The sequence below is a fragment of the Spirosoma jeollabukense genome, from assembly GCF_054777855.1.
This window is the reverse complement of record NZ_BAAHAD010000010.1, coordinates 202,946-229,798: the sequence shown is the minus strand read 5'-3', so window position 1 is coordinate 229,798 and position 26,853 is coordinate 202,946. Positions and strand designations below refer to the sequence as shown.

The following is a 26,853-nucleotide window of genomic DNA, read 5'->3' as shown; positions in this document are numbered from 1 at the left end:
GTTTTCAGTATCTAACCTGTAACAGATTGATAATGAGCGACTTAGTTCTCTCTTTTCAATCTCCCTGATTGTTTGGGAGTGCAAAGGTACGAGACTTCAATTTATTTGTCAAGTAAATCTGAAAATAAATTTTTACTTGCTTTTCCTATTGGCTGCTCTTGCTAATTGGTGGCGGGGGTTGTGAGACCCAGTCGTCAACCGTTTTCCCTGATTTGGGACTGCAAAGGTAGGGGGCTGGGAGGCCTTTGTCAAGGCCTGAGAGAAAAATAAGTAGGTAGTTGCCAAAGATAATTTGGCAACTACCTACCAGTCAGGCACTTACAGCCGCATAAGAGCTAAACTTTTTTTAAAAGATGGTTTTTCTTCCCTTTTGAAACCAATACGTAGCGTCCCTGTAGCCACTCCAAGTCCGTAGATGCACCCGGATCAGCCACTTTTGTTTTGTTTATACTGACCGCATTTTGCGTAATGGCCCGACGAGCTTCTCCCTTTGAGGCATACACTTCTCCCCTACTGGCAACAGATAACAGATCTGTAATGTCTTTACTGTTGGCTAGTTCTTCAGTTGAGACTTCGGTTTGAGGTACGCCTTCAAAAATAACATCAAATTCATGAGCCTGAATTGAACGTAGCGTCTCGAGCGTGGCTTTCCCAAATAAGACCTCTGAGGCTTTTACGGCTAATTCATATCCAGCCTGAGAATGTATACGAGTTGTTACGTCCTCGGCAATTGCTTTCTGTAAGATTCGCAAATGCGGTGCTTCGGCATGTTGACGTTCCAGCTCTTCGATTTCTTCCCGGGATAAAAGGGTAAATACACGAATTAGGCGCGGACAATCGGCATCCGTTGTATTGAGCCAGAATTGGTAGAACTGATAAGGCGATGTCAGAGCGGGATCAAGCCAGACGTTGCCGCTTTCGGACTTACCGAATTTAGTGCCGTCGGCTTTAGTCACGAGGGGCGTTGTCAGGGCATAGGCCAAATGGTCTTCGTGCGTAGCATTTTCGCCAGCTTCCTTGCGTCGGATGAGTTCGGTTCCAGTGGTGATATTGCCCCATTGATCGGAGCCACCCATTTGTAGACGAACGTTTTTGTTTTTGTAGAGCCAGTAAAAGTCGTAGCCTTGCAATAGTTGGTACGAGAATTCGGTGAATGAAATTCCGGTTTCGAGCCGCTTTTTGACTGAATCTTTCGCCATCATGTAGTTGACGGTGATATGCTTACCGGCCTCGCGTAGAAAACCAAGGAACGATATTTCTTTGAACCAATCGTAGTTATTGACCATTTCGGCAGAATTGGCTCCACTTTCGAAATCAAGGAATTTGGTCAGCTGCTGGCGAATACCTTCCTGGTTCCGACGTAGTGTTTCTTCAGACAAAAATTCGCGCTCGGCTGCTTTACCTGATGGATCCCCAATCATACCTGTAGCCCCACCAACCAGCGCAAACGGTTTGTGACCCGCTCGTTGGAGATGCACTAATAACATAACTGTAGCGAGGTTACCAATATGAAGTGACGCAGCCGTTGGGTCGAAACCAATATAACCCGCTGTCATTTCCTTCTGGAGCTGTTCTTCGGTGCCGGGGGTCATGTCATTCAACATACCACGCCAGCGGAGTTCTTCAATGAAATTCATAATTGGGGAAGAGAGGGAGGAAAAGGAAAGAGAGGGGAAAAGGAAAATAAACAAGCATAGTTTTTTTCGTTTCTTCCTCTTTCTTCTTTTCCTCCTTTTTTCTGCAAAACTAGTAGTTTATGGCAAAAGCAATGACGAATCACCGTAACTAAGGAAGCGATAATCGTTTGCCAAGGCTTCCTTATATATATACTTCCAATCGTCGCCGATGAGAGCCGCAATCAACAGAATCAATGTGGAGCCGGGTTGGTGAAAGTTGGTGACGATCCCCTTGCACACTCTTACCTGATAACCGGGTGTAATGTAGATACCAGTATGCGCTACAACCGACTCCTTATTCGTACTAGTAAGGTAATTTAAAACGGCCGTTAAGGCCTCGTCAACTTTTGGCTGTTGATCGGCTGAGAGTTGGTACGCGTAATACTGATCAAGTGAAAACGGATCAGGCTCATTACGCAGAAGTTTTACACCCATCCAGTATAAACTTTCCAACGCCCGCATAGACGTAGTACCTACCGCAATTATATGACCCAGGTGACCCAGTAAATTACGCAGGTTCTGTTGTGTATAAACGACTTGCTCCGTGTGCATGTGATGTTGCCGAACATTATCCGTTTTGATTGGCTGGAAGGTTCCGGCGCCAACATGCAGGGTCAGGTAATCGTGTTCCAGGCCATGTTCAGCTAACGTGTCAAATATGGCAGGGGTGAAATGTAAGCCAGCAGTAGGGGCTGCGACAGCTCCCTCCTGCTTCGAGTACACGGTCTGATACGTATCCCGATCTAGGTCGGTAGCGTCGCGTTTTAAATACGGCGGCAGCGGAATTTCACCCGCCAGCTGAATAAGCTGAGCGAATGTCAGATCAACGGGTTGCCAACTTAGGCGTACCACCGACGTCTCATAGTTGTACCAGCTGGCAGTGAGTGTTACGTCGCCGGTTGGTGTCGGGAATGTGGTTTGCAGGGATTCGTCCTGTTTCCAGCGTTTACGGTTGCCAATCATACCCTGCCATATGGCTGAACCCGTCGTCTCCATAGCCTGACTGATGGGCAGATTATTTGGAACCGGATTCAGTAAAAACAGTTCAATAATGGCGCCCGTTGGTTTCGTAAAATACAACCGCGCCGGAATAACCTTTGTATTGTTGAAAACCAGGAAACTAGCCTCAGGCAATAGATCGGCTAAGCTGGAAAAGCGTTCATGGCTAATCAGACCACTTTTATACACGAGCAGTTTCGATGCATCGCGTTGGGGTAATGGAAAGCGGGCAATACGTTCATCGGGCAAATTGTATTGAAACTCGCTCAGCAATAGTTCATCCGTTTCACTCATCTTCACTGGGTTTTCTGAACAAACGAATCGGCAACCAGGCAATCACAGCAATCAGGATAAATGTACTAAGTGGTAATAGCCACGCATATTCAACTGCCCGAATCGGCCGGTCGGATCGATTAAGAAATGAGAGTACCAACAATCCTAACCCGAGGATCGTATTAATGGACGACATCAATAGGCTAAACCATTCCTTAAAAACCACGTTCAATTCTGGTCGGTGCGTTGCCCAGACACGTTGATTCGGTACTGGAATCTGATCGGTCGGAACTTTAAGAAACAGGCGCCCAATCAGATTAAGCAACGTATTGTTAATCAGAAAGATAGCGATAGCGATGTAAAAAATCGTTTCTCGATTGATCGTTTGAAGAGGATGATTGAGTTCATCGAAACGTACCACAACATTATCGGGGTACGAAATATAACTACTAAACAGAGCGAATAAGAATCCGACAATGGACAAAACACGCCACACACGGACGAAAAAAGTACCTGCTTTCATGTAAATAAGCGAAAGAGCGAAAGACTGAAAGATCGATCCGTTATAAGGTGAATCGAGCGGCCAATCCAATGCGACTTGATAAGCAATCAGTCTGATTTTTCAAATCAGGGCGCAAAGGTACGGCTCGAATGGGGGAAATCCGTTAGCTTAGCTATTTGTTGATGAGTTTGGTTATGAAGATTTACACAAAAACTGGAGATAAAGGGCAAACGGCACTCATTGGTGGGCGTCGGGTAAGCAAAGCGGATTTGCGCATTGACACGTACGGAACAGTAGACGAACTGAATTCGTGGATCGGTTTAGTACGTGACCAGGCAGTAAATGTCGACCGGAAAGAGTTATTGAAAGAGATTCAGGATCGACTGTTCACGGTTGGTTCAGAACTGGCAACAGATCCTATGAAAGCGTCCGTCCAGACCGGCTCCAAACGGGCAATGCCAGCCATTGCACCCGAAGATATTACGTTGCTGGAACAGGCAATGGATGAGATGGATGCCGAATTACCAGAATTAAGAGCGTTTGTTTTGCCAGGTGGACACGAATCGGTGTCGTTTTGTCATTTAGCCCGAACGGTCTGTCGGCGGGCCGAGCGTTTGGTAATTAGTCTCAATGATAATGCCCCAGTTGATGAGTTCGTATTGCAATATCTTAATCGACTATCTGATTATTTATTCGTACTCGGACGAAAAATGGCACAGGAATTACACGCCGAAGAAGTTGTGTGGAAGCCAAGAGTATGATTTTCCCGATGCTTCTTGGCAGCTATTTTCTCACCGTAGCTACCGATCAAAAAAAAGTTGTCTTGACAACTAAATTTAGTCAATCTATTTTTTTAGCTTTGCCGCAGGTGTTTTTCAGCCACCTAACTCATTACTTAATACCCTGATTATGACGACGGACGTCTTACAAATTGAACTGCGGAAAGTGGAGCACTCCCGCATTCAGGAGGTAGATTTTAATCATCTGCCTTTCGGAAAACATTTCTCGGACCACATGTTTGTGGCCGATTTCGTAGACGGTGAATGGCAAAATCAAATGATTGTGCCATTCGACAATTTCACGCTAAGTCCTGCTCTGTCGTCGCTACACTATGGTCAATCCATTTTTGAAGGCATGAAAGCTTTCAAAAATGAAGCGGGCCAGGTTTCGCTGTTCCGCCCTTATGCCAACTTTGAGCGTATGAACGAATCAGCCCGCCGGATGTGTATGGCTACGCTTCCTGAAGAGGTATTTATTGGTGGACTGGAAGCGCTGCTACGTGTTGACGCTGACTGGGTACCTGATGCGCCAGAAAGCTCACTTTATGTGCGGCCGTATATGTTCGCGACCGACACTTTCCTGGGTGTAGCTCCGTCGAAGACGTATCGTTTCTGCATTTTTACATGCCCGGTTGGTGCTTATTACTCAAATCCGCCCAAACTGAAAGTAGAGACCGAATTTATCCGGTCGGCTCCGGGTGGTGTGGGGTACGCCAAATGTGCTGGTAATTACGGCGGTTCGCTGTACCCAACACTAATGGCGCAACAGCAGGGCTATGACCAATTGATCTGGACCGATGCCCGCGAGCACAAGTACATTGAGGAATCGGGCACGATGAATATCATGTTCATGATCGACGGCAAATTAATAACGCCCGCTACGTCCGATTCGATTCTGAAGGGTGTGACGCGTGATTCGATCATACAAATCGCCCGCAGTTGGGGGATTACTGTTGAAGAGCGATTAGTATCGGTTGAGGAAATCATTGGGGCAATTGAAGCAGGGCGTCTTTCAGAAGCCTTCGGGGCCGGAACGGCTGTAGGTTCGGCGCCGTATTCGCTCATCGGATACAATGGCAAGGATTATATGCTACCGGAGTTTGCACCGGAAGAATCCTTTGCCGTTCGCATCAAAAATTATCTCTCTGATCTTCGTACGGGTAAAGTGGAAGACAGCTTCGGCTGGATGCACAAGGTTTAGGTTTATACTATAAGTTAAAGACAAACGCCCCGGCCACATGGCCGGGGCGTTTGCATTTGCAGGCTTGTCCCTTGGCCTATTTAATTAGTTTGTAATTAGTTTTCACTACGTATACCGTCGTGCTGTATTCGGAAAGGAGATGCCAACTTGCCTATAGCGAGTACGCACGAGGGTCGCGATGGTGAACGTAAGAGATTAATTCGTACAAAAAAGCTCTACTTCGCCGAAGCGGTCGTTGCGCCACCGGCGGGAGCAATCTTGATTTTCAGGCCAAAGTCTTTGCCTTTCGATACGTCTTTCAACGTAACCGTTTCTCCCTTTGAGTTCGTCCAGACTGTTCCTGAATTTCCGGACTTGGGCGCACCATATCGAGTGGCAAAATACGTACCCAATTGTTTCTGATAGTCCGTAACAGACTGGCGGCTATTCAGGAATAAATCGACCTCAATGGCGGATACTTTCTTATTCGCCTGATAATACAGCATATCGGCAGTTTCCAGGTTGGCGAACTCAATGGTGTAGCCAATGTGCGTTGCATCGCTCTCGAATGATTCGCCCTTTTCAGTGGCTTTTACTTTGCTAAAGTCATCACCGAGATTAATACCGCGCCAATCGCTATCCATCGTCAGACCCAGATCGGCTAGGTGACCGGTGATGGCGACATCCGTTGCTGTTTCAGAAATCGATGACTGAGCCGTTGAATCAGGAGACTGGCTATCTGTCTGCTGGCGGCTATTACAGGCAGTAAAAACGACGGTCGAAAGGCAAATGGCTACCGTAAGGAAATGTTTATTCATATGTATCAGGTTGATTCTACAAAGGTACGTTATTGGCCTCATTAGAGACTGGGCTTTGCACAAAAACCGTTCCCTAGAAAAATAAGCGCATATACGCAAAATATTGAACTTTACAGATTAAATCCTAGACTAATCTAATTAATTGAGTAGTTAAAGGAACTCAAACAAACAAACAAAGTTGATGGGTTTATAACACTAGGACTTTCGCTTAGAGCCGTGCGACCATTCAAAACCGTGGCACGGCTCTAAGCGAAAGTCTTAAACACTCATCCTCGAATAGCTATTTCAATTATGCATTTTCCCTTATTCGGCGCTGCTCCAATTCCCTTCGATAATTTACATACTATTGAGAAAAACATACCTAATATTATCCTTTGGGCGGTTCCTGTCATGCTATTTTTTACCGTCATAGAGATGGCCGTTGCATACTATCAGGAGAAAGAGTTCTATGAGAAAAAGGAAACGATCGGTTCTATTCTGGTGGGTCTGGGCAATCTCGTTGTCACCGCGGGCCTGAAAGTCGGATTACTTTATTTATGTATCTGGGTGTATAATCTGATTCCCTGGCGGATGGAATTACAGTGGTGGACTTTGATTCCGTGCTACGTTATTTACGATTTTTTCAGTTACTGGGCACACCGCGTTTCGCACGAGCAGCGATTCTGGTGGGCTACGCATGTGGTGCACCACTCCGGCGAACATTACAACCTAACGGTTTCCTATCGGCTGAGCTGGATACAGCACCTGAAGATTATCTTCTTTTTGCCCGTAGCGTTCATGGGTTTTCATCCAATTATCTTTTTCGTGACGAACCAGATTGCGGTCTTGTTCCAGTTTTGGGTACATACCGAATATATCCGTCGGATGCCCGCCTGGGTCGAATACATTTTTGCTACGCCCTCCAATCATCGCGTACATCACGGCACGCAGGAACAATATATCGACAAGAATTTTGGCGCTACGTTCATTTTCTGGGATCGTATGTTCGGCACATTTGAACCTGAAATTGAGCCGGTTACGTATGGAATTACGACCAATATTCCGAACAAAGCCAACCCGATATTTATCAACTTCCACGAACTCACCGATATGGCCAAGGATGTGAAACAGGCTAAAGGACTTCGTAAAAAGCTTTTTTACATTTTTGGTAGCCCCATCAAAATTGCCGAAGAGAAGAAGCAGCAGGAGATTCGGGAAGCCGTTGATAGTGAGGTCGCCGTCTAGCGAATTCTTTTTTCTAGCTCACACGTTTTCCGTGCAGGAGCATATCGACTGCGTTATCGAACGAGCCAGCCAGCGTAACCTGCCCAGCGTTGATAAAGAATATCTCGTCGGCACTTTCAATGGTGTTCAGGCGGTGGGCAATAATGATACGTGTCGTTTTTTCGGGTAAATTTTGCAGGATTTCGTCCAGCAATTGTTCGGTAATGGTGTCAATATTAGCCGTGGCCTCGTCCAGAATCAGCAAATCCGGATTACGTAACACAGCCCGCATGAATGCGATTAACTGTTTCTGTCCCAGGCTGATCGCGTCGCCAGTTGTCTTGACTTTGGTATCCAACCCATTGTCAAACCGCTCCAGCAATCCGTTCAGATTTGCCTTTCGGATAACCTCCGCCAGTTGCTCATTGGAATAGGACTGATAAGTCTCATTACCGTAAAGAATATTTTCCCGAACGGTACCCGTGAACAGAAACGGCTCCTGCAAGATGAAGCCAATCTTACGAGTGCGTTCCTCTGAACTATAGGAACGTATGTCTTTGCCATCAAGCAGTACGGTTCCACTGGTCGGATCGTATAAGCGGGCAATCAGTGACGCCGTTGTAGTTTTTCCACCGCCGGTCGGGCCGACCAGTGCATACGTTTTGCCCCGCTCCAAATCAAAGTTGATCGTGTGTAGCACCTCCTGTCCATCCGGATAGCTGAATGAAACGTTCCGGAAGGCCAGCAACGGAGCGTTTGGCTCTACCAGCGAATTTTCGACGGTTTGTAAATTCGTTTGCATAGCCAGTAGGTGCGATATGCGATCCCAGGCTGCCATAGCTACCTGAAAGTTGGCCCACAACGTAGCGAGTTGGCGAAGCGGATTATAAAAATTGGTGATGTATGATAAAAAACTAATCAGCAGGCCGATAGAGAAATGACCCGTTGAAATTAAGTAGATGCCGAAGGTGAGCACGATTAACTGGCCAAAATTGGCGGCCAGTCCAATCACGGGCATAAAAATATTGTTGGCCAAACCGGCTCCAATAGCCGTTTTATAGTTAAGCTGGTTTGCTTCCTCAAAACGTTTGCGAAAATAGTCACGTCGGTTAAAGGCGATGATCACCTTGAAGTTGGTTAGGCTTTCCTGAATTTCGGCGCTCATATTTCCGACACTATTCAGGTTGACGGCATTCTTTCGTTTTACCCAGGCCGATGTCGCCTGGGTGAATACCCACATCAGAATAGCCGGAGACAACGCTGCTGCGCCCAGTGGCAGATCGATAAACAACAGAAAAAGGCCCGCCCCGGTCATAATAAAAATACTCCCCACAAACTGCATCAGCGATTGTGAAAAAAACTGATTGAGTTTATCGGTGTCGTTATTGATCCGGGAAATGAGGTCGCCCGCCTGGTTCTGATTGAAAAACGCCACAGGCAAATCCTGTAGCTTATTGAATACCGCATTCCGAAGTTTAAACAAAGTGCGTTGCCCTACCCCACCCATCAGGCGCGATTGCAGGTAATTGGTTCCGAAAGCGACTACGTAAACGACCAGCAGAATACTAACATTTCGCAGGACACCGTCATACTGTTTCGTCTGAATATACTTGTCGACGGTTTGACCCACCAGCATTGGGCCAACTAAGGTCAACCCTGAATTGACTAGAATGGCGATGAACGCCAGAATGAGTGTCTGGCGTTCATCGTCAATCAGGGCCAGCAATTTTCCAAGGGCTTTGTACGTAGCGTTTTTTTCTTCTTTCTGCCCGACAAACTGTTTAAGATCGTAGTTCATATTGGCTGGTGCTACGTTGGGATTGATAGATCTGGACGTATTCGGGGCTGGTTTGCATCAGTTCCGGGTGTGTCCCTATGGCAATAATTTCTCCCTCCATGAGCAGAATTATCTGTTCATAGTCTTCAATGGAAGCAATTTTCTGGGTCACGGCAATGAGCGTCAGGCCGGGATAGTTCTGCTGAACGTTAGCCAGAATTTTCTGCTCTGTGCTGGTATCAACCCGGGCGGTGAAATCGTCAAGCAGTAATACGTTGGGATTAAGCGCCAGCGCGCGGGCCAGCATGATACGTTGTTTCTGCCCACCCGAAAGGCTGGAACCCCGTTCCGAAACGACCGTCTGCAATCTCTCGGGTAAGGATTCAATAAAACCGCTTAATTCGGACGTAGTGATGGCCTTTTTGAGCGATGCATCGGTTACGGTTTCACTGAAGGCAATGTTTTCGCGCAGACTCAAATTGAAAATGATGCTATCCTGAAAGACAAACCCTACCTGCTGATGGAAAACATCTTCATCGTAGCTGTCGATCGGGATGCCGCCGTAGTGTACGCTACCCTCTGTTGGCTTAATCAAACCGGTCAGCAGGAATAACAACTGACTTTTACCCGCGGCCGTTGGCCCAACAACGGCCGTTCGTGTTCCGGCTTTCACCGAGAAAGAAACATTCTTGAGGGCGGGCTTTTCACCGTAGTAAACCGATACGTTCTGAAGGTCAATATTTCCCTTCAGGGTTGAATTGACCGTACCCGTGCTGGCTGTTTCGGGCGTTTGAAGTACTTCGCTAACGCGTTGATAAGAAGCCGACGCCTGCGCGATCACGTTGCTCATGAAACCAATGACAATGATCGGGAAAACCAGCATGGCCAGATAGCCATTGAAAGCGGCAAAATCGCCCAGCGACATACTTCCGGCAATGACAAACTTGCCACCTAACACCAGAATAGCCAGCCCAGCCATACCAGCCGTAAAACTGATAACCGGAATAAGTCCCGCAAACAGTCGCAGAATGGCCAGCCCTAACTCTTTGGCATCGGTATTGGCCGCCAGAAACTTAGTATACTCAAGTTGCTGGGAATTAAGTACCCGAATTAGTGATGCACCCAGGATGCTTTCGTTGATGACTTTATTGAGCCAGTCGATTACTTCGCGGCTTTTGACGAACAGAACCCGCACTTTTTTCAGCACCAGAAAGAACGTAACGCCGATGATCGGCACTATGGTCAATACAGCTAAAGCTAGTTTCCAATTGATGTTGATCAATAAAATACTGGCTCCAATAATAATACAAAGCGACGAAACGATGGACACTATCGCCTGTGACACAAACAGTTTGACCGAATCAATATCCGACGTCAGGTTTGTCAACAATCGGGATGGATTGGCCTGCTGGATATAGGCAAAGCTCTGACGCGAAATTTTCGTTGCCAGTTCGGTCCGCAAATCCTTCGCTACCCGCTCCGACGCGTATGTCTGAACGACACTCTGGAGATAGGTGAAGACAAAAATGAATAGTGCCGCCACCAGAAACTCAACGATTGTCGTTCGCAGCACATATGTACCGGCGGAGTAGGCGTCGATCCCATGCTTGATAATCATCGGCAACAGCAAGTTCACGCCATTGCTCACCAATGCCAGAAAGATCAGCAGCATGATCATTCGGGAATAGGGTTTCAGCAGACTAAGCAGGGGAGATGACGGCTTCCTGGGCGCTTCTTTTTGGGGAACAGCGTTATCCATAATCAATCCTAAAAAACGGAGGCTCTAGCTAAAGTAAAGCATCACCCAAAGGTAAGTAAATTAGGAACGTACCGCCATGTAACGTGGCTGGCATACGGATTAACAGAACATTAAAATGAGAGTGGATTTATAGAATAACTCAATTATGCGTAGTGCTGGGTAGATTATATTCTATTGTTCAGAATAATAATTTTGTCAACTTTGACTAATGTTTAGCTCATTTGATGGCGTCCGAATTTATATTTATCCACGTGACCATAGTCCACCTCATTTTCATGCTTACTACGCTGAATATGAAGCCTTAATTAATATTAGAACACTAGAAATTATGGTTGGCGAGCTACCAGGCAAACAACTAAAGCGCGTACTAAAATGGGCTGGATTAGTTCAAAATGAACTGTTAGACGAATTTATTCGATTACAACAACTATGAGCCAGTTACCACGTATTACTGAAATAATTAAAGTCGAGCCATTCAAAATAACCTGTCGCTGGTCAACCGGTGAGGTGCGGGTTATTGATTTTGAGCCAATTTTTCAGGAATGGAAGTTGGAGCAACAATCGTCCGAAAGTTCCTTACTGGATTATGAACAATTTAAGTATGTCTCCATTAGTGAGCAGAAAACACTCCAGTGGGTTAATATCTTAACATCCCATAAATATTGGGATGAATCAGGAAATGCCAGTGAACAAAAAAGCCCTCTGACCTATGATGCGGATGGCTTATATAGCAAGAGTCAACCTTTAGAGTTCTATCGTTTGGTACCCATTACCGATAGACAACAAGCTGCTTAACTTACAACTCCTGCGCCAGGTTGAAGAAAAAACCAGACTTTCCCTGAGCGTTGATTGTCCCACTAAAACGCATTACCAGGTTGTAAAATGATACGATGTCCAGGCTCATACCAGTTCCAACAAGAAGGCGATTGGCCAACTGACTCTGATACTGTTCTGCTACGGTGCTTCTAACGTAGCCCGCATCGGCGAAACCTGTTATATAAATCGAAATCGGCACGGTGTTGAATTGACGAATGTGCAGCCAGTTGAGTTGTTTTCGGGTATTAACAAGCTGATACCGAATACTATTTCGCCAGGTTGCCGTCCGCTGTCCGTCTATTACATATAATTCATAGCCCCGAACGTTATCGACGGAATTTCCCAGACCACGCAGATTGAAATAAGGTTGGCGCGTTGGCCAGGTAGAGCGCCCCCGCAAGCTACCCGCGGCATAAAATCGATTGCCCAGCGGCCAGTAACGCGTTACGGATGCCGACAGATCCAGAAAGTGAAAGTCATCACCCGGCAAGATGCCCGATACACCAACATTGCCGGAAAACAACGTCCCCCGCAACGGATACACGACGTTATCGCGTCGGTCATACCGATACGTATAACTCATGGCCAGGAATTTTTGACTGGTACGGCCATCCAGAAAATAGTCCGGGTTGATACGGGCTATGGTGTCGGCAATGGTGTTGTGCGTATACCGCGTATCAAACGTATGGTAGTGATATAGCCCACGCCGATGGGTCAGCGTGACGGCTGCGTACCTCCGTTCGCGAAGTACATTTTCTGACTTTACGTAAACCCATTTATCGGCCAGCGTCCGGTACGGAATTTCTTTGTTCGTTATGTATCCCACATCGACCCGCAACCCAATCCGCTGCGCTTTATCAATATAGGGTTTGGCATAAGACAGGACAGTTCGTTGTAGAAACCCCCGCTCAATAATCACCTGAAGTCGGTCATTGTTGCCCGTTACGTTGCGGTAACTAAGATGGCCTCCATAAATTACCCGACTGAAATCGTGCCCCCGGTCATACCACCACTCATTAAAATTCCGGTCAGCCAGATCGAACACCGGATAGGCAATGAGGTACCATCGCTCTTTCATGATAATCGTCAGATCGAGCTGGGTAAGCTGGGTAGAATCGTCGGATGGGGTAAGCCGCGTCTCGGTATCTACCGTAACAAACAGGGTTGTATTGTTAATATTTCGCTGATCCCAGGATACGCGCTCCGGCAGGGTAGACAGCCGAACAGAGTCGCCAACACGGAGTGTCATTTCCCGTAGAATAATCCGGTCGCGGGTGCGGTAGTTTCCCTTGAGCGTAACCGATCGGACAACAACCTTTTGTGTTGAGTCGACCAATCCATTAGCCCGCGCAAATTGAGACGATACGAATAGCGCCATCAGGAGGAGAGCAACGGACGGCCACGTTTTGGGAATCATGCTCAAAAGTACGCCTTTTCAAAAAAATAAGACAAGTATATCCCCATATCCTGCAAATACGTATGTATTATTGTTCGCTATTTAGTAAAACCTATGATGACTGATAAATATACGACAATCTATGCAAACGGGAAATATTCAGGAGCCAGCCAGGAAAGCTAAACCCACCTTACGTTTCTGGCAAATCTGGAACATGAGTTTCGGATTTTTTGGTATCCAATATGGTTTCGGTTTGCAGCAAGCCAACATGAGTCCCATTTTCCGGTATCTGAATGCCGACGAAGCTAACATCCCGATTCTGTGGCTGGCAGGTCCCATAACCGGGCTGATTGTACAGCCAATTATTGGTTCCCTAAGTGACCGTACCTGGTCGACGCGCTGGGGCCGCCGAAAGCCCTTTTTCCTGATCGGAGCCATCGTTACCAGTCTGGCTTTATTCCTCATGCCCAATTCGTCGGCCCTGTGGATGGCCGCCAGCCTGATGTGGATTCTGGATACGGGGCTCAACATTACACAAGAGCCATTTCGCGCCTTTATTGGTGACAAACTCAACGATCAGCAGCGCGATTTGGGGTTTGCCGTGCAAAGTTTCTTTGTTGGATTTGGCCAGACTCTGGCGAATCTGATGCCAACCATTTTTCGACTTCTGGGCTTAACGACAACGGCCGTTGTGGCGGCTGGTGTCATTCCCGACAGCATAAAATTCCCGTTTTATATTGGCGGTGTCGCTGTTCTGCTGGCCGTTTTGTGGACTGTCTATACAACGAATGAGTACCCACCAGATGACATGGAGGAATTCAACCGCCAGAAACAGGAGGGCAGCGGTATTGGCGGGGCTTTTTCGGAAATTTTTCTAGCCTTCAAAGAAATGCCGGCTACCATGAAGCAGTTATGGTGGGTCAAGTTCTTCACGTGGTTCGGCCTGCCGCTTATGTGGCAATATTTAACGCTGGCCGTGGCTCGCCATGCCTTCAATGCCCCTAATGCCGACTCTCCGGGCTTTCAGGAAGGCACCGAATGGGGAAATCTGTGCTTTGCCATGTTCAACGTAGGCTGTTTCAGTATTTCCTTTTTCCTGCCCGCCATTGCCGAACGTATCGGTCGCCGGGCTACCCACGCTACGTTCCTGATGATTGGTGGGCTGGGTTTTCTATCGATGCTGCTGTCGGACGATAAATACGTTTTCTTTATCGGGATGACCTTAGTGGGGTTGGCCTGGGGATCAATTCTGTCCATGCCCTACGTATTACTTTCCGGTTCGGTCCCTCCCGAACGCATGGGTGTTTACATGGGTATTTTCAACGGTTTTATTGTTGTTCCTCAGATCGTTAATAATTTAACCGTACGATTTTTTTACCCGACGTTGCTGAAAAACGACCCGCGTAACGCACTGGCGCTGGCGGGTGTCTGTCTCCTTTTAGCAGCTGGCTCCTGTTTTCTGGTGAAAGAAAACAAAGCCAGCCAGGAAGCCGCTTTCCCAATTGAGCCTGGGGGAAATTAATACATAAACTCGTTTTTAATTTTCTATTCCGATTGTAATCTCCTCCTGTGTCGAGTAGTTTGCAATCGGAATATTTTTTGATAATTATGTCACAACGCTCCTACGCCCTCCTTTCCGTTGGTGAATTACTGGCCGATTTCATTGGTCATCATGTGTCGAGAAGTTTGCTTGATGCGCAGGATTTTCGTCGATACCAGGGGGGTAGCCCCGCTAACATGGCGTCGAACATGGCTCGACTGGGAAACCCAACCGCCCTGGTCGCCTGTGTTGGTACCGACAATATTGGCGAATACCTGACCCGACAAGTGGAAGAGTCTGGCGTTGACATTCAATTCATTACGTCCGACCCGCTGGAGCCGACCAGCATCGTGCTGGTTTCCCGTACGGCTGGTACGCCCGACTTCGTTGCCTACCGCCATGCCGACTCCCTAATCAAACCCGAACAATTACCCGACTCCTTGTTGGCACAGGCAGAGTTATTTCATACAACCTGCTTTGCGTTAAGCCGTCAACCGGCGCAGGATACTATTGTCGATGCCGCCAAACGGGCACAGGCGGCCGGTTGCCAGGTTACAATTGACGCCAATTATGCGCCAACGATATGGCCCGACCGTGAGCAAGCCTGGCGTGTAATCACGAATTATTGCTCGGCTGGCGCACTGGTTAAAGTCAGCGAGGATGATGCCGAACGTTTATATGGCTCCCCTCAACCGCCAGAGCGCATCCTGAACGATTTTCATCAAATGGGGGCAACGATTATTTGCCTGACACTTGGCGCGAATGGCAGTCTGGTATCGTATGAGAAGGGAAAGAAACAGGCCCGTATCCCTGGTAAAAAAATCGATGTTGTTGACGTAACGGGTGCTGGTGACGCCTACTGGGCTGGCTTCCTGACGGCGCACTTAGATGGATACGCACCGGGCAACTGTGCGATTGCCGGGGCGGCTTTAGCCAAAATGAAACTAACCCGGCAAGGCCCGCTACCCGATAAAGTCGACCGTAAAGTGATCTACGAGCAGTTTTTGTAGCCCACTTATTATCAAACAGGCGTGCCACGGTTATAAACCGTGGCACGCCTGTTTGATAATAACTCTATTATTTGCCTTATTTCAAATCCTCCAGCTTATCCAGGTCAATGTCTTCAATGGCCGATTTGATTTTGTCCATGCTGACGCCACGGCCCTCCGCCGTAACAATGAATCGCTTGTTTATCAACACCGCCACTTCACCATTTTTATCTTTGTTATCGTATTTCTCATACGATTTATTATCGCCCATTTTACTGGTTTTTTCGTAGCCGTTTTCGGTCTCTTTATCGATGTCGATCATCGACCAGGCCGCCAGCCCCATCATCATGGGGCCGCCACCCGCATCCACAATGGTGAGTTCAATCGTTTCACTCCCATCTTCATTTCCATATTTACCTTCAGCAGTCGATACATTATAGCCAGCCGCTCCGTTTTTCTCACCAGTAGCTTCTTTCCGGGGCAATCCATCCGCATCGGCGGGAAGCATTTCCTTCAGTTTTCGAAAGTCGATCGTTTCAACAGGGCCTTTCTTTGACATTTCTTCAGCCTGAGCGGCCAATTCCTTCACCGCACTTGCGGCACCCATCATGGATACAGATTCTTCGTCCTTTTTTTCTTCCTCTTTAGTTTTTCCGCAACCAGTCAACAATGTTACTGATAGCAATCCGGTCCAGAGCAGGGTCAGGTTTGTTTGCATGGTAATGTTGAAATGAGAATGGGTGATGATTTATTTGTCGGCAAACTACGTATTACCATCCTATAACGCATTAACTTTTGAGTAAACGTGTTTATGAACGAACCCCACTACTCAACTCGCTTGCTCAACACGTAGTAATTGGCGTCGACCGTCACTACGCTTTCCTGCTGAACAGGCAACGTTTTCCACTGTGTCGTAGGCTGCAATAACTTATAAGGTCCGGACTCGCCCAGACAAACCTGAACAGGCATGGCAAACCCTGCTACGCAATTAGCCCATCGGTACTGAATTCCACCCGCAACGGGACGGTATTCAAGCACCGGAATTCGAACGTCGCGCAGGTATTGATCGAATACGGGTTTCAGGTTAATTCCGGTTTGCTGGATCATATACTCCTCGATTTGCCTGGCTGTAACGGTCTGGTGGTAGAATGTCTTGTTCATACCGCGTAGCAACTGTCGCCATTTATCGTCGTTGTTCACGAGTTGTCGGATAGTATGGAGCATATTGCCCCCTTTGTAGTACATATCTGATGACCCCTCATGGTTGACATTATACGTACCAATGATCGGTTTATCATTCCGGATATTGGCGCGACACCCGATTACGTATTGCGCGCCAGCATCTTTCCCATAATAGTACTCCGTAAACAGGCATTCCGAGTAATTCGTAAAGCTCTCGTGAATCCACATGTCGGCTACGTCCTTGTAGGTAATATTATTGGCAAACCACTCGTGCCCCGACTCATGAACGATAATAAAATCCCAGAGCAGGCCCCAGCCCGTTCGGGAGAGGTCGCGGCCGAGGTAGCCGTTTTGAAAGTGATTCCCGTAGGTCACCGAACTTTGATGCTCCATGCCGAGGTACGGCGTTTCAACCAGTTTGTAGCCGTCTTCATAGAACGGATACGGACCAAACCAATACTCAAATGCTTTCATCATTTTGGGCACCTGCTGAAACTGCGTTTTGGCCGAATCGAGATGTTCGGGAAGAACATAGTAGTTCAACGCCAGCGGGCCTTTTTCCCCTTTATAAACTTCTGACCAGTGCTCATACCGGGCGATGTTGAGGTTAACGCCATAATTGTTGATCGGATTTACTACGTACCAATCAAAAGTTCGGGTGTGATCGGGGTTGGTGGTCACCTTTCGTAGCCGCCCATTCGATACGTCGGTCAGGTCTTCCGGAACGGTTACACTGATGGCCATCGAATCGGGCTCATCATACATGTGATCCTTGCAGGGCCACCACGCGCTCGCACCCAATCCCTGACAGGCCGTAGCGATAAACCAATTACCGGCTTTGTCGTGCGACCAGACCAGGCCTCCATCCCAAGGTGGACGTTTCGCCACGCGTGGCTTTCCGGCATATTCCACCGTTACCGATTCCGTCTGCCCGGGTCGTTGTACCTTGGTTAACTTTACAAAATAGGCGTTACCGTCCTGTTTGAAGGCTAGTGATTTTCCGTTCTGAACAACACGAACAACGCGCAACGGACGCTGTAAGTCCACCTGCATGGTCTGGCCAGGTTTCAGCACACGATATCGGATCATTGTCGAGCCACTCAATGTACTGTCAGTGGGTTGCACGCGGACGTTAAGGTGGTAAAAAGCCAGATCCCACCAGGCCCGCTCGGGTGTGATGGAACCACGTAGCGTGTCGTCATGGGTAAATACATAGCGTTGTGCCTGCGTGAGCATAGGCAGCACTAACAACAGACACAAACTTACAAATCGGGTCATGGTTTTATGGCGGTTAGCGCGGACCGGGTGGGCAGTATTTAAGCAGATAATTTGTGTATAGCGTTCGAAGGTGCTGCGACGTGCCCGGCCCTTCCGAAATACCATGCGTCCGGTTTGGATACGACATTAGCTGAAACTGCTTGTTGTATTTCACCAACTCGTTGATCAGCACTTCGGCGTTGTCGTAATGTACGTTATCGTCGCCGGTGCCGTGAATATAAAGCAAATTTCCCTGTAGATTTTTGGCATACGTAATGGGCGAACCAGCCACAAAATCCTCCCGGTTTTCCTGCGGCAAACCCATATACCGTTCCTGATAAATGTTATCGTAAAATAACTGGTTACCGACGGCAGCAATAGAAATTCCCGTTTTGTAAATCTCAGGATGCTGGAAAAGCAAATGCAACGTCGTGGAGCCACCTCCGCTCCAGCCCCAAACGGCCACGCGGCTCGTGTCAATGTAAGCGTGTTGAGAAAATAATTTCCTGGCCCCCATTGCCTGATCGCGGATGTTGGTACGGCCAATCTGCCGGTAAATCGACTTCCGCCAAGCGGCTCCTTTCAAATTGGGCGTTCCCCGATTGTCGAGTGCTACGTAGATGTAACCCGCTTTGGCCATATCACCCAGAAACATCCGATTCATGCCCACCGAAAAAACATCATTGACTGTACTGCTGGCAGGTTCGCCGTAAACGTAGAAAACAATCGGGTATTTCTTTGTGCTGTCGAAATCCGTAGGCTTGGCCATCCAGCCGTCCAGCGTCACCCCATCGTCGGTGGTGAGGTTAAAAAAGCTAACGTTTGGTTTGGCAACGGGCTTCATGCGCGATTCAATGCTTTCCGGCGTATTAACGGCCTTATGATCGGGCAAGCTAATCCACTCGCGAAGGGGTGGCGTCAGGTAATTTGTAAAGCTGTGTTGCGCCAGTCGACCGGTTGGCGAGATGGTATAATCGTGCGTCCCCGATAAACCGGCGGGTGTCATGCGTTCAGCTTTCCCCTTGCCATCCAGGCGGGTTCGGTAGAGATAACGCTGGTTCGTATTCTGGGGTGAGGCCATAAAGTAAATCTGTCCACCTGCCTCGTCGATCCGGCTAATCGACTCAATGTCATAGGCCCCAGGTGTCAATAAAACTTCGTTTTTACCGTCAATTGCCAAGCGGTACAAATGCCGCCAGCCATCTTTTTCAGACACCCACACAAAGGATTTGCCACCCTCCAGCCACTCCCAACCGCTTGGATCGTCGTTATTCCATCGCTCCTTTCCGTCAATCCAGGCTTTGTCGGTTTCGGTGTAAACGGGCGTAACGGCCTGATTGGTAGCCTGGCAGATAAACACTTTACTTTCGTTCTGTTTACGGTTCAGCTGCTGCACAATCACACTTCCTTTCTTAGGAAGCCACTCCATCCGAATGAGATAATGCTGCTGCGGATCACCCGGAAGATTGAGCCAGTTGGTTTTCCCGCCCAATGCAGTCACTATGCCGATACGGGCTGGTGATGGACTTTCACCCACTTTCGGATACTCGACCGGCACTACGTGTGAATAAGCCGAGTCGGTCGTATTCAGCATCAGATAATCCCGAATGTGGGTGGCATCCACCTGCCAGTAGGCAATCTGTTTGCTGTCCGGACTCCACCGGAAACCGTCACGGCAACCAAATTCTTCTTCGTACGCCCAGTCGAACGTACCGTTAATACGTTTACGCGTTCCGTCGGTGGTGAGTTGCGTTTGTTTGCCCGTTGCTACGTCTTCGGTATATAGGTTATGTTCACTCACATAGGCCACACTACGTCCATCCGGCGACAGCTTGGCATACATGAGCGACTGTGCCGGGCGCCCCTTCCCTACCTGACGGATCTGCCCGGCATTTCGGTTGATGAAGTAATAATCTCCCCGCGTATTATAGCGCCATACGCGAGCCGTATTGGTAAAAATCAGTACGTTGGCACTGTCAGGCGTGAACGTAAAATCAGCAACAGGCATTGCTGAGTCGCTCCCGGAACGACGCAGTTTGTCCTTTGATAACAGACTGGTTTTACGGCTCGTACGAATATCGGTTTGTACAATATCTCCCTGTTCAACAGCCGCGTAGGCGTTACCATCAGCGCTCCAGTGCATCTGACGACCGGGTATTTGTGCCTTTGCAAAACAGAAGGGAACGGCAGCCAGGAGTAAGGCCAGCCGGAAAATAGAAAAAGACGGGTTCACAGAATGAAGTGTATAGTTGAGGTAAGTAACCCTCAAAAATACAGCATTTCCATGAACCCGTCTCTGTTAAGGCACTTAGTTCTTCAGGACTCTATTTTCCTGGCTTCTTCCTGCGGGGATATAACAACCGGCGTCTGGTAGCTACGTATGACGAAGTAAATACCCATCAGTACGGCAGGAACACTCAGAATCTGACCCACATTCAGTGGCAACTTATCTTCGAAAGGCACCTGATTTTCTTTCAGATATTCGTAGAAAAACCGGAGTCCGAATATCCAGATCAGGAAAATACCCAGCATGCTTCCGCGCGGTGTTCGCTCCTTGTAGCGGTTCCAGAACCAAAGCAGCACCAGGAAAATCACCAAACATGAAATCGACTCATACAACTGGGCCGGGTGACGTGGGATTTTCGCGTATTCGGCATTATTCATGAACACAAACGCCCAGGGCACATCCGTCGGGCGACCGACGATCTCGGAATTCATCAGGTTACCGAAGCGAATACAGGCGCCCGCCAGCGCTACCACGATGACAATACGATCCGTTACCCACAGAAACGTCTGGTTCGTCAGTCGGCTTTCTTTCCGGCGCGAATACAGCCACAAGCCCGTTAAGATACCGATCGTAGCCCCGTGACTGGCCAAACCGGCAAAAGGGGGCGTGATAACGGTTAGGGGATGATGAAGTAAAACTTCAGGCTCATAGAACAGAAAATGACCGATGCGAGCACCCAGAATCGTGGCTATTACCATGTAAATCAGGAGTGTATCGGTATCGGCAACGGGCTTGTTCTCCTTCTTGAAAATATAGCCCATGATCTGCATCCCGATCAGAAACCCCAGTGCGAATAGAAGGCCATACCAACGCACCGAAAACGAGCCTATGTGAAAAATTTCGGGATTAACTTCCCAAATAATGTATTGAAGCATATAGAATCAGTGGCAATGTCGATTGATTTATGAACGACGGCGAGCAAAGATACGTATTGCGGGAAAGTTTTCGGCTGTTTTGGTGTTTACCCGTTCATGATGAAGTCAATTCTGATCGGACTGGTTAAGGTTTATCAGGCCATTGTGTCACCTTACTTCCCCAATGCCTGTCGGTATACACCAACCTGTTCGCAGTATACCATCGAAGCCATTCAAAAACACGGCGCCATTCGAGGTGGATGGATGGGATTGAAACGCATTAGCCGGTGCCATCCCTGGGGCGGACATGGCTACGATCCGGTGCCATAATTTCAGTCGTTAGTCGAAAGTTAATGGTGAGTAGTGGCTGTTGGACTATGACATTTTGACCTGTCGCACAAATCCGCCTGATTTTTGACTACCCATTATTTACTATTGACTATTGACTACTATGCTTGGTATAACTGCAGATAATAAACTAAAACGCCTGATTATTGTGGGCGACCGGGTGCTCATCAAACCCAAAGATCCCTCCGACCGTACAAGCAGCGGTTTATACTTACCCCCAACCGTACAGGAAAAAGAACAAGTTCAGTCGGGTTACGTTATTAAGGTGGGGCCGGGTTATCCCATTCCTACGCCAACCGAAGATGAGCCCTGGCGGGAAACCGAAGAAAAAGTGAAATACATGCCGCTTCAGGCACAGGAAGGCGATGTCGCGCTGTATCTGCAACGCAACGCCATTGAGTTGCAGTATGAAGGCGAGCAGTACGTCATTGTGCCGCAGGGCTCAATCCTGATGCTGGAACGACTGGAGGATTTATAAAAACTGCGGCTGGAAAGCCGCATTGCGGCAAACACTATGCGAAGCCATTGGTTGATATCTCTGACAGTCCTGCTAATGGGGCTTACTTTTTTTATGGAAAGCGTAGCGAACCAGCAAAAATCGCTCAAAGCGATACTAAGCGAAAAGAAAGATCATCGGCGCGTACTGTTGCTTTATGTACGCGATGATGCGCAACATTATAGCCTTGAACAACAGGAAGCTCTCACCGAAGCGCATGAAGGGGTAGCGGAACGTGATCTGGACGTTATCGTGCTGGTTGCGTCGACGGTCATGGAACCCGACCGCCAGTTCCTGATGCACGATTACAAGCTCAATCCATCCGATGGATTTGTCGGCTGGTTAATCGGCAAAGATGGGGGAGTGAAGAAAACCTATAAAAAGCCTGTCTCGACTAAGGAGTTGTTCGATACGATCGACAGCATGCCGATGCGGAAGCAGGAAAAGCAATAAGTTCGAACCAGGATTTATATGATTTCGCTGACTGACTATGATTTTTGTTGGATAATTTTTCAAAGAAAGCAATTTAACTGCGCAAGCAAAACCATAGTCAGTCAGCGAAATCATATAAATCCTGGTTCAGATTAGAGTGTCTCCAGATAACGTAGCGCTCTGGCTAATTCGGACCAGGATTTTAGCTTCACTTTTTGATCGGCCGCATATTGGTCAATACGGCTGGCTTGCTGCGGCAGCGCTGCCACCAGTGACTTTTTGCTGGCAACTATCGACTTCATTTGCCCATCCGCTAGTTTTAGAAAGTAATTTTCGGACGGAGGCTGGGCGTTGGCAATCCATAAGTAATACTCTTCCCGGGTATCAAACCTTTCCTTGCCAAAGTCATTCTCCATTGGGTTCGTATTTTTCTTGATATCAGACCGGATGTGTTTCACCAGTTTGGTCATGCGTCCATCGTAAAGCACCTGATAAAATTCGCTGGCGGTCCATGTACCTACAGCCGGAAAGCCTTTTTTGAAGGTCAGCGTATCAGGTCCCCAGATCACAAATTCGGAAACGGGACTTTTAGGCGTCATCACCTGCTTATCCTGAATATATTCGACTTCGCCCGTTTGAGAATTATACCGTAGCTGGGTGGTTGTCCGCTTAGTCCCATCCATGATCCACCCATTTTTCATCGTTTCCGAGGGCAGATAGGGCGATCCTTCAATGTTTTTATAACGTGTAAGATAGGGATCGTAGATCTGAATGGTTTGCACGGTGTTCGCATCCGAAGACGTTATTATCGCCTGAGATCGGGCATACGTTGTTGCGATCACGATTAAGCACATGAGTCCGATATAAAATTGTCTGTGCATATAGTTTTTATATTGCTAAAAATAAACCATCATTGATTGCGCTGGTCAAGATAAGCACATCTGTTCTTTTAAGAACCTTCGCTTAGCGCCGTGCCACGGTTTTGAACCGTGGCACGGCGCTAAGCGAAGGTTCTATTTATATCTTCTTTAATTTCTACTGACCTTTATCGCCGAATTTAGTGGCTTCAGTAATGCCTTTCCATGTATCGGTCCGGAAAGGGACGGCCGGAAAATTCTCCTGATTATACAGGTTTACGTCACCGTTGTCATCGGCCCATCCGTAGCGTACGGCTACTGGTTTAGCCACCGAATCAGCATGAACGACAACAGAATTACCTTGAAGGTCGGCTTTCGCATAGTAGAATTTCTGGTCAGCACCCGCTACTTCAAATCCCTTTAAGTAGCCATATTTATCGTTTACGCGTAAGCCCCTGCCTACATTTCGAAACGTTAGAACCGCTTTGTTACCGTCAACTGTCATTTTATCAAACTGGGGTCCACGCGATGTTTCGCGGGGATTACTTTCGCTTTTCTGATAGGCTACCCGCATGGCCTCGGCCGCTAAACGCTTCCCAACATCTTCCTTATTCCTTGGGTGAATGTCCGTCCGTTCGCCGATATCCGACGTAACAGCCATGCCGGTATTGGGCAATTGCAGCGTCATGGTTTGCGCTTCCCGGAGTTCCGCCCACGTACTTCCATGCCGACTGTCGCCATTGGCAGCATTATAATTAGCTAACTGGACAAATAGAAAAGGAAAATCGTAACCCCAATGATGCCGCCAATCCTGAATCATTAGCGGAAATGCAGTGCGATACTGGTTCGCCCGCCCCGCATTCGACTCACCCTGATACCAGATAACGCCCTCAATGGCATACGGGATTAACGGATTCAGCATGGCGTTGAATAATTGGGTAGCATACGTATTGGGACCTGGTTTATAGGAAGAGGCAAAAATACTGGCCACCCGGTATTTCCATTTTCCCGCCAATGAGATTGTCAGATTTTCACCCGACAGGTTAAGTTGCTCCGCTGTACCAACCATTCCCCCAACGTTCCCCTTATCAACGATGCGTACAGCCACTACGTTACGTCCCGGTTTTAGTAAGCCATCGGGTATACTATACGCACGGACTCCACTACCTTTTTTACTGCCAATTAACTGACCATTTACGAACGTCGAGTCATTGTCGTCTACAGAGCCGATGTGTAACTGCATGTTGTTCAGTTTACTCCCTTCTGGAATGACTACCTCCTGCCGAAACCAAACAACACCATCAAATGTCGGCAGGCCGCCCCACTCCCAATCTCCGGGGACATTCATGGTTTTCCAGGCGCTATCATCCAACCCTACCGTTGCCCATGTTTGCTCCTCAGCAGCGCTGGGCAGCCCACCCTGTTGAGTCTGCACGAGCGCTTTCGTCCGCTCTAAACCATTCTGAATCACTTCCTCCTGAGTAGTCGGCAATTTATTGGCAACGATCCGTAATTCATCATGTTGATTCATGGCCGCCCGGCTGGTCCAGGTTTCGGAATGGGTGCCACCCCAGGACGTATTGATCAGCCCAATAGGCACATTCAATTCGCCTTGGAGCTGCTTAGCGAAGAAGTAACCAACGGCCGTGAAGTTAGGGGCCGTTTCGGGACTGCACACGACCCAACTGCCCTCCATATTATCTTTAGGCGTTAAGCTGAGGTCTTTTTTAACCAGCAATTGCCGAATCTGCGGATGAATGGCCCGGGGAATTTCCGTTTTGGCAGTAGACGCCGAACGAAGGGGCCACTCCATATTCGACTGACCGGAACAAATCCATACCTCCCCTGCCAGCACATCGTCGAACGTAACGGTATTGTTTTTCCCCCTGGCAACAAGTTGATAAGGCCCGCCCGCTTCCATTGGATCAAGCGTAATACGCCACTTACCATCTTTGCCTGCTTTTATGGTCTTGACCTGAGAAGCCAGCGTAACGGTCACTTTTTCGTTCGGGTCAGCCCAGCCCCAAACCGGCACGGGTTTTCGACGTTGTAGGACCATGTGCGACCCAAAAACGTTGGGTAAACGAACGTCGGCCAAAGCAGCCTGAACGACCAGTAAACCAACAAGAAGACTCCATACCAAACGTTTCATTTACTTTTCAGATTTTTAGGAAGAGAGGACATACCAGCGTGCAAGACACGAAAGCGCTTTTCAATTAAAAGGCAGAACGCCACTTTTATCCTTATGACTACCAAAAATCTTCAGGATGACGGCGGGCGTGGACTTGCTGTCCATTATAAATCCATAAGTGGCAGTGCGGGTATAATGACTAACTTACCTGACCAGAAAGACGCACTCAATGGCTACCGGCTGGATTTGCCCTAGTAGCCTCCACGTCGGAGCAAACTGGGAAATACACTTTTACTCGGGGAACTGAGCCACTATCAAACAGCCTACTAAACGTTGGGCAGGGCTAATTGCACTATTAGCATACTCAGGTGATTTTAGCGAATATGACCCATTTTACCCCGCACCTCCATTACATTGGGTGTAGTACGCCGGGTAGCAAAGGTATAGCGCAGGGTTAGGCCGTAACTCATACCACTGCCAGTACCCTGTAGTTGGGCTTCCTGAAAGGGCTTCCCATTGACTGTATACGTTACGTTGGTGTTGATGGAATTAGCAAAGCCGAAAAATTTTCGGGCTGAAATTCCCAGGTCAACGCTGTTGCTCAACCGAACATTGTATTCGGCACCTACTTCAGCTAAAGCCGTGAGTTGTGTATTCGTATGCGTACGGCCAGCCAAACGCATCGTATCGCGTGCTTCCCGATACCCCTGTTTTGCATAACTGATTAATGAAAAAATCCCTTCCTGCTCACCGCTGTTTGGGACAGCCCATAAACCACCACTCAGCCAGAAACCCGATCGTAGCCACGACTTACTGGTCGATAGCACCAGACGCTTACCCCGTACGACAAACGCATTTTGCCCATTCATATACCGAAAGACCAAGGGCGAACTAATGCTACGAACGGATACCTGCGTATGAATGGGAATTCGGGAATACCCCCCTTCTATCATCCAGCGCTCTCGTAAGGCCAGGCCGACCACGACACCCCAACTCGCTTTGGCAACCCGGTCGCTTTCAAGCAGGCCATTAATCGAATTATCGAGTTGAGCGTGATCCGTTTTGACGAATCCTTCCAGGGCAACGTACCAGCGATCCCGAATTTGGGGGCCGCCATAACGTGTTACCAATCGTTTATATTGATGTTCCTGAGCCGGTAACCGATAATAGTCCGCCACCCCCTGACCACAAACAGGCAGTACAGCTAAGCCAAACAGGAAAAACAGTAAGTAGCGTTTCATCATCAGCGGTCGGTTAAACTAATGCCTAAATAACGTGATAAATGTTTGTTTGTTAATTACT

The 26,853-nt window shown here is 48.1% G+C and carries 25 protein-coding genes; 11 read left to right on the top strand and 14 right to left on the bottom strand.

Annotated elements, in window-relative coordinates; all coding sequences use genetic code 11:
• Positions 1-335 precede the first annotated feature (335 nt).
• From tyrS to ACYVEA_RS27515, 3 genes are all read right to left on the bottom strand, one after another.
• Positions 336-1,637 (bottom strand): tyrosine--tRNA ligase, encoded by a 1,302-nt coding sequence (gene tyrS / locus ACYVEA_RS27525; protein WP_461116642.1) that lies wholly within the window; start codon positions 1,635-1,637, stop codon positions 336-338.
• Between the two features lie 117 nt (positions 1,638-1,754).
• Positions 1,755-2,969: an S-adenosylmethionine:tRNA ribosyltransferase-isomerase gene (locus tag ACYVEA_RS27520; RefSeq protein ID WP_461116641.1), complete on the bottom strand. Its 1,215-nt coding sequence runs from the start codon at positions 2,967-2,969 to the stop codon at positions 1,755-1,757.
• A complete protein-coding gene (locus tag ACYVEA_RS27515; protein WP_461116640.1) occupies positions 2,962-3,471 on the bottom strand; it encodes a hypothetical protein in 510 nt (169 codons plus the stop codon). Before ACYVEA_RS27515 ends, ACYVEA_RS27520 begins: the two co-directional genes overlap by 8 nt.
• 173 nt (positions 3,472-3,644) lie before the next feature.
• On the opposite strand from ACYVEA_RS27515, the gene ACYVEA_RS27510 reads away from it, so the two are divergent.
• Both ACYVEA_RS27510 and ACYVEA_RS27505 read left to right on the top strand, forming a co-directional pair.
• The gene (locus ACYVEA_RS27510; RefSeq protein ID WP_461116639.1) at positions 3,645-4,211 is read left to right on the top strand and encodes a cob(I)yrinic acid a,c-diamide adenosyltransferase; all 567 of its coding nucleotides are present in this window, start codon (positions 3,645-3,647) and stop codon (positions 4,209-4,211) included.
• Positions 4,212-4,359: 148 nt separating this feature from the next.
• Complete coding sequence (locus ACYVEA_RS27505; RefSeq protein ID WP_461116638.1) at positions 4,360-5,430, top strand: branched-chain amino acid aminotransferase; 1,071 nt, start codon at positions 4,360-4,362, stop codon at positions 5,428-5,430.
• A gap of 215 nt (positions 5,431-5,645) precedes the next feature.
• Here the strand turns inward: ACYVEA_RS27505 and ACYVEA_RS27500 are convergent, their stop codons facing one another.
• Positions 5,646-6,227, bottom strand: a complete 582-nt coding sequence (locus tag ACYVEA_RS27500; protein WP_461116637.1) for a hypothetical protein — start codon at positions 6,225-6,227, stop codon at positions 5,646-5,648.
• A gap of 291 nt (positions 6,228-6,518) precedes the next feature.
• Here ACYVEA_RS27500 and ACYVEA_RS27495 point away from each other — a divergent pair, with 291 nt between their 5' ends.
• Positions 6,519-7,451, top strand: coding sequence for a sterol desaturase family protein (locus ACYVEA_RS27495; protein ID WP_461116636.1), 933 nt, complete (start codon positions 6,519-6,521; stop codon positions 7,449-7,451).
• A gap of 13 nt (positions 7,452-7,464) precedes the next feature.
• Here ACYVEA_RS27495 and ACYVEA_RS27490 read toward each other — a convergent pair whose 3' ends face one another.
• Together ACYVEA_RS27490 and ACYVEA_RS27485 are read right to left on the bottom strand one after the other, a co-directional pair.
• A complete protein-coding gene (locus tag ACYVEA_RS27490) occupies positions 7,465-9,228 on the bottom strand; it encodes an ABC transporter ATP-binding protein (protein ID WP_461116635.1) in 1,764 nt (587 codons plus the stop codon).
• A complete protein-coding gene (locus ACYVEA_RS27485) occupies positions 9,212-10,966 on the bottom strand; it encodes an ABC transporter ATP-binding protein (protein ID WP_461116634.1) in 1,755 nt (584 codons plus the stop codon). Before ACYVEA_RS27485 ends, ACYVEA_RS27490 begins: the two co-directional genes overlap by 17 nt.
• 208 nt (positions 10,967-11,174) lie before the next feature.
• Here ACYVEA_RS27485 and ACYVEA_RS27480 point away from each other — a divergent pair, with 208 nt between their 5' ends.
• Positions 11,175-11,399, top strand: a complete 225-nt coding sequence (locus ACYVEA_RS27480; protein WP_461116633.1) for a DUF4160 domain-containing protein — start codon at positions 11,175-11,177, stop codon at positions 11,397-11,399.
• Positions 11,396-11,761 carry a hypothetical protein gene (locus tag ACYVEA_RS27475; protein ID WP_461116632.1) on the top strand — a complete coding sequence of 122 codons (366 nt, stop codon included), beginning with the start codon at positions 11,396-11,398 and terminating at the stop codon, positions 11,759-11,761. Before ACYVEA_RS27480 ends, ACYVEA_RS27475 begins: the two co-directional genes overlap by 4 nt.
• 1 nt (position 11,762) lies before the next feature.
• On the opposite strand, the gene ACYVEA_RS27470 is transcribed toward ACYVEA_RS27475, so the two are convergent.
• A complete protein-coding gene (locus tag ACYVEA_RS27470) occupies positions 11,763-13,199 on the bottom strand; it encodes a BamA/TamA family outer membrane protein (RefSeq protein ID WP_461116631.1) in 1,437 nt (478 codons plus the stop codon).
• Between the two features lie 121 nt (positions 13,200-13,320).
• On the opposite strand from ACYVEA_RS27470, the gene ACYVEA_RS27465 reads away from it, so the two are divergent.
• Both ACYVEA_RS27465 and ACYVEA_RS27460 read left to right on the top strand, forming a co-directional pair.
• The gene (locus ACYVEA_RS27465; RefSeq protein WP_461116630.1) at positions 13,321-14,700 is read left to right on the top strand and encodes an MFS transporter; all 1,380 of its coding nucleotides are present in this window, start codon (positions 13,321-13,323) and stop codon (positions 14,698-14,700) included.
• A gap of 86 nt (positions 14,701-14,786) precedes the next feature.
• On the top strand, positions 14,787-15,728 hold the full coding sequence (locus ACYVEA_RS27460; RefSeq protein WP_461116629.1) for a carbohydrate kinase family protein: 942 nt from the start codon (positions 14,787-14,789) through the stop codon (positions 15,726-15,728).
• A gap of 76 nt (positions 15,729-15,804) precedes the next feature.
• Here the strand turns inward: ACYVEA_RS27460 and ACYVEA_RS27455 are convergent, their stop codons facing one another.
• The 4 genes from ACYVEA_RS27455 to lgt form a co-directional block, all read right to left on the bottom strand.
• Positions 15,805-16,425 (bottom strand): transposase, encoded by a 621-nt coding sequence (locus tag ACYVEA_RS27455; protein WP_461116628.1) that lies wholly within the window; start codon positions 16,423-16,425, stop codon positions 15,805-15,807.
• 107 nt (positions 16,426-16,532) lie between these two features.
• Entirely contained in the window at positions 16,533-18,167 is a 1,635-nt protein-coding gene (locus ACYVEA_RS27450; protein WP_461116627.1) for a M1 family metallopeptidase, read from the bottom strand.
• A gap of 13 nt (positions 18,168-18,180) precedes the next feature.
• Positions 18,181-20,289, bottom strand: a complete 2,109-nt coding sequence (locus ACYVEA_RS27445; protein ID WP_461116644.1) for a S9 family peptidase — start codon at positions 20,287-20,289, stop codon at positions 18,181-18,183.
• 173 nt (positions 20,290-20,462) lie between these two features.
• Positions 20,463-21,308, bottom strand: coding sequence for a prolipoprotein diacylglyceryl transferase (lgt, locus tag ACYVEA_RS27440; RefSeq protein WP_461116626.1), 846 nt, complete (start codon positions 21,306-21,308; stop codon positions 20,463-20,465).
• A gap of 99 nt (positions 21,309-21,407) precedes the next feature.
• Here lgt and yidD point away from each other — a divergent pair, with 99 nt between their 5' ends.
• The 3 genes from yidD to ACYVEA_RS27425 all read left to right on the top strand — a co-directional run bounded on the left by yidD (position 21,408) and on the right by ACYVEA_RS27425 (position 22,584).
• Positions 21,408-21,617 (top strand): membrane protein insertion efficiency factor YidD, encoded by a 210-nt coding sequence (yidD, locus tag ACYVEA_RS27435; RefSeq protein ID WP_093829716.1) that lies wholly within the window; start codon positions 21,408-21,410, stop codon positions 21,615-21,617.
• A gap of 121 nt (positions 21,618-21,738) precedes the next feature.
• Positions 21,739-22,113, top strand: a complete 375-nt coding sequence (locus ACYVEA_RS27430) for a co-chaperone GroES (protein WP_461116625.1) — start codon at positions 21,739-21,741, stop codon at positions 22,111-22,113.
• A gap of 75 nt (positions 22,114-22,188) precedes the next feature.
• Entirely contained in the window at positions 22,189-22,584 is a 396-nt protein-coding gene (locus ACYVEA_RS27425; protein ID WP_461116624.1) for a DUF4174 domain-containing protein, read from the top strand.
• A gap of 131 nt (positions 22,585-22,715) precedes the next feature.
• On the opposite strand, the gene ACYVEA_RS27420 is transcribed toward ACYVEA_RS27425, so the two are convergent.
• Entirely contained in the window at positions 22,716-23,444 is a 729-nt protein-coding gene (locus ACYVEA_RS27420) for a hypothetical protein (protein ID WP_461116623.1), read from the bottom strand.
• A 154-nt stretch (positions 23,445-23,598) separates the two neighbouring features.
• Positions 23,599-25,572 (bottom strand): sialate O-acetylesterase, encoded by a 1,974-nt coding sequence (locus tag ACYVEA_RS27415; protein WP_461116622.1) that lies wholly within the window; start codon positions 25,570-25,572, stop codon positions 23,599-23,601.
• A 93-nt stretch (positions 25,573-25,665) separates the two neighbouring features.
• Here ACYVEA_RS27415 and ACYVEA_RS27410 point away from each other — a divergent pair, with 93 nt between their 5' ends.
• Positions 25,666-25,806, top strand: a complete 141-nt coding sequence (locus tag ACYVEA_RS27410) for a hypothetical protein (RefSeq protein WP_461116621.1) — start codon at positions 25,666-25,668, stop codon at positions 25,804-25,806.
• 119 nt (positions 25,807-25,925) lie between these two features.
• On the opposite strand, the gene ACYVEA_RS27405 is transcribed toward ACYVEA_RS27410, so the two are convergent.
• On the bottom strand, positions 25,926-26,792 hold the full coding sequence (locus tag ACYVEA_RS27405; RefSeq protein WP_461116620.1) for a hypothetical protein: 867 nt from the start codon (positions 26,790-26,792) through the stop codon (positions 25,926-25,928).
• Positions 26,793-26,853 lie beyond the last annotated feature (61 nt).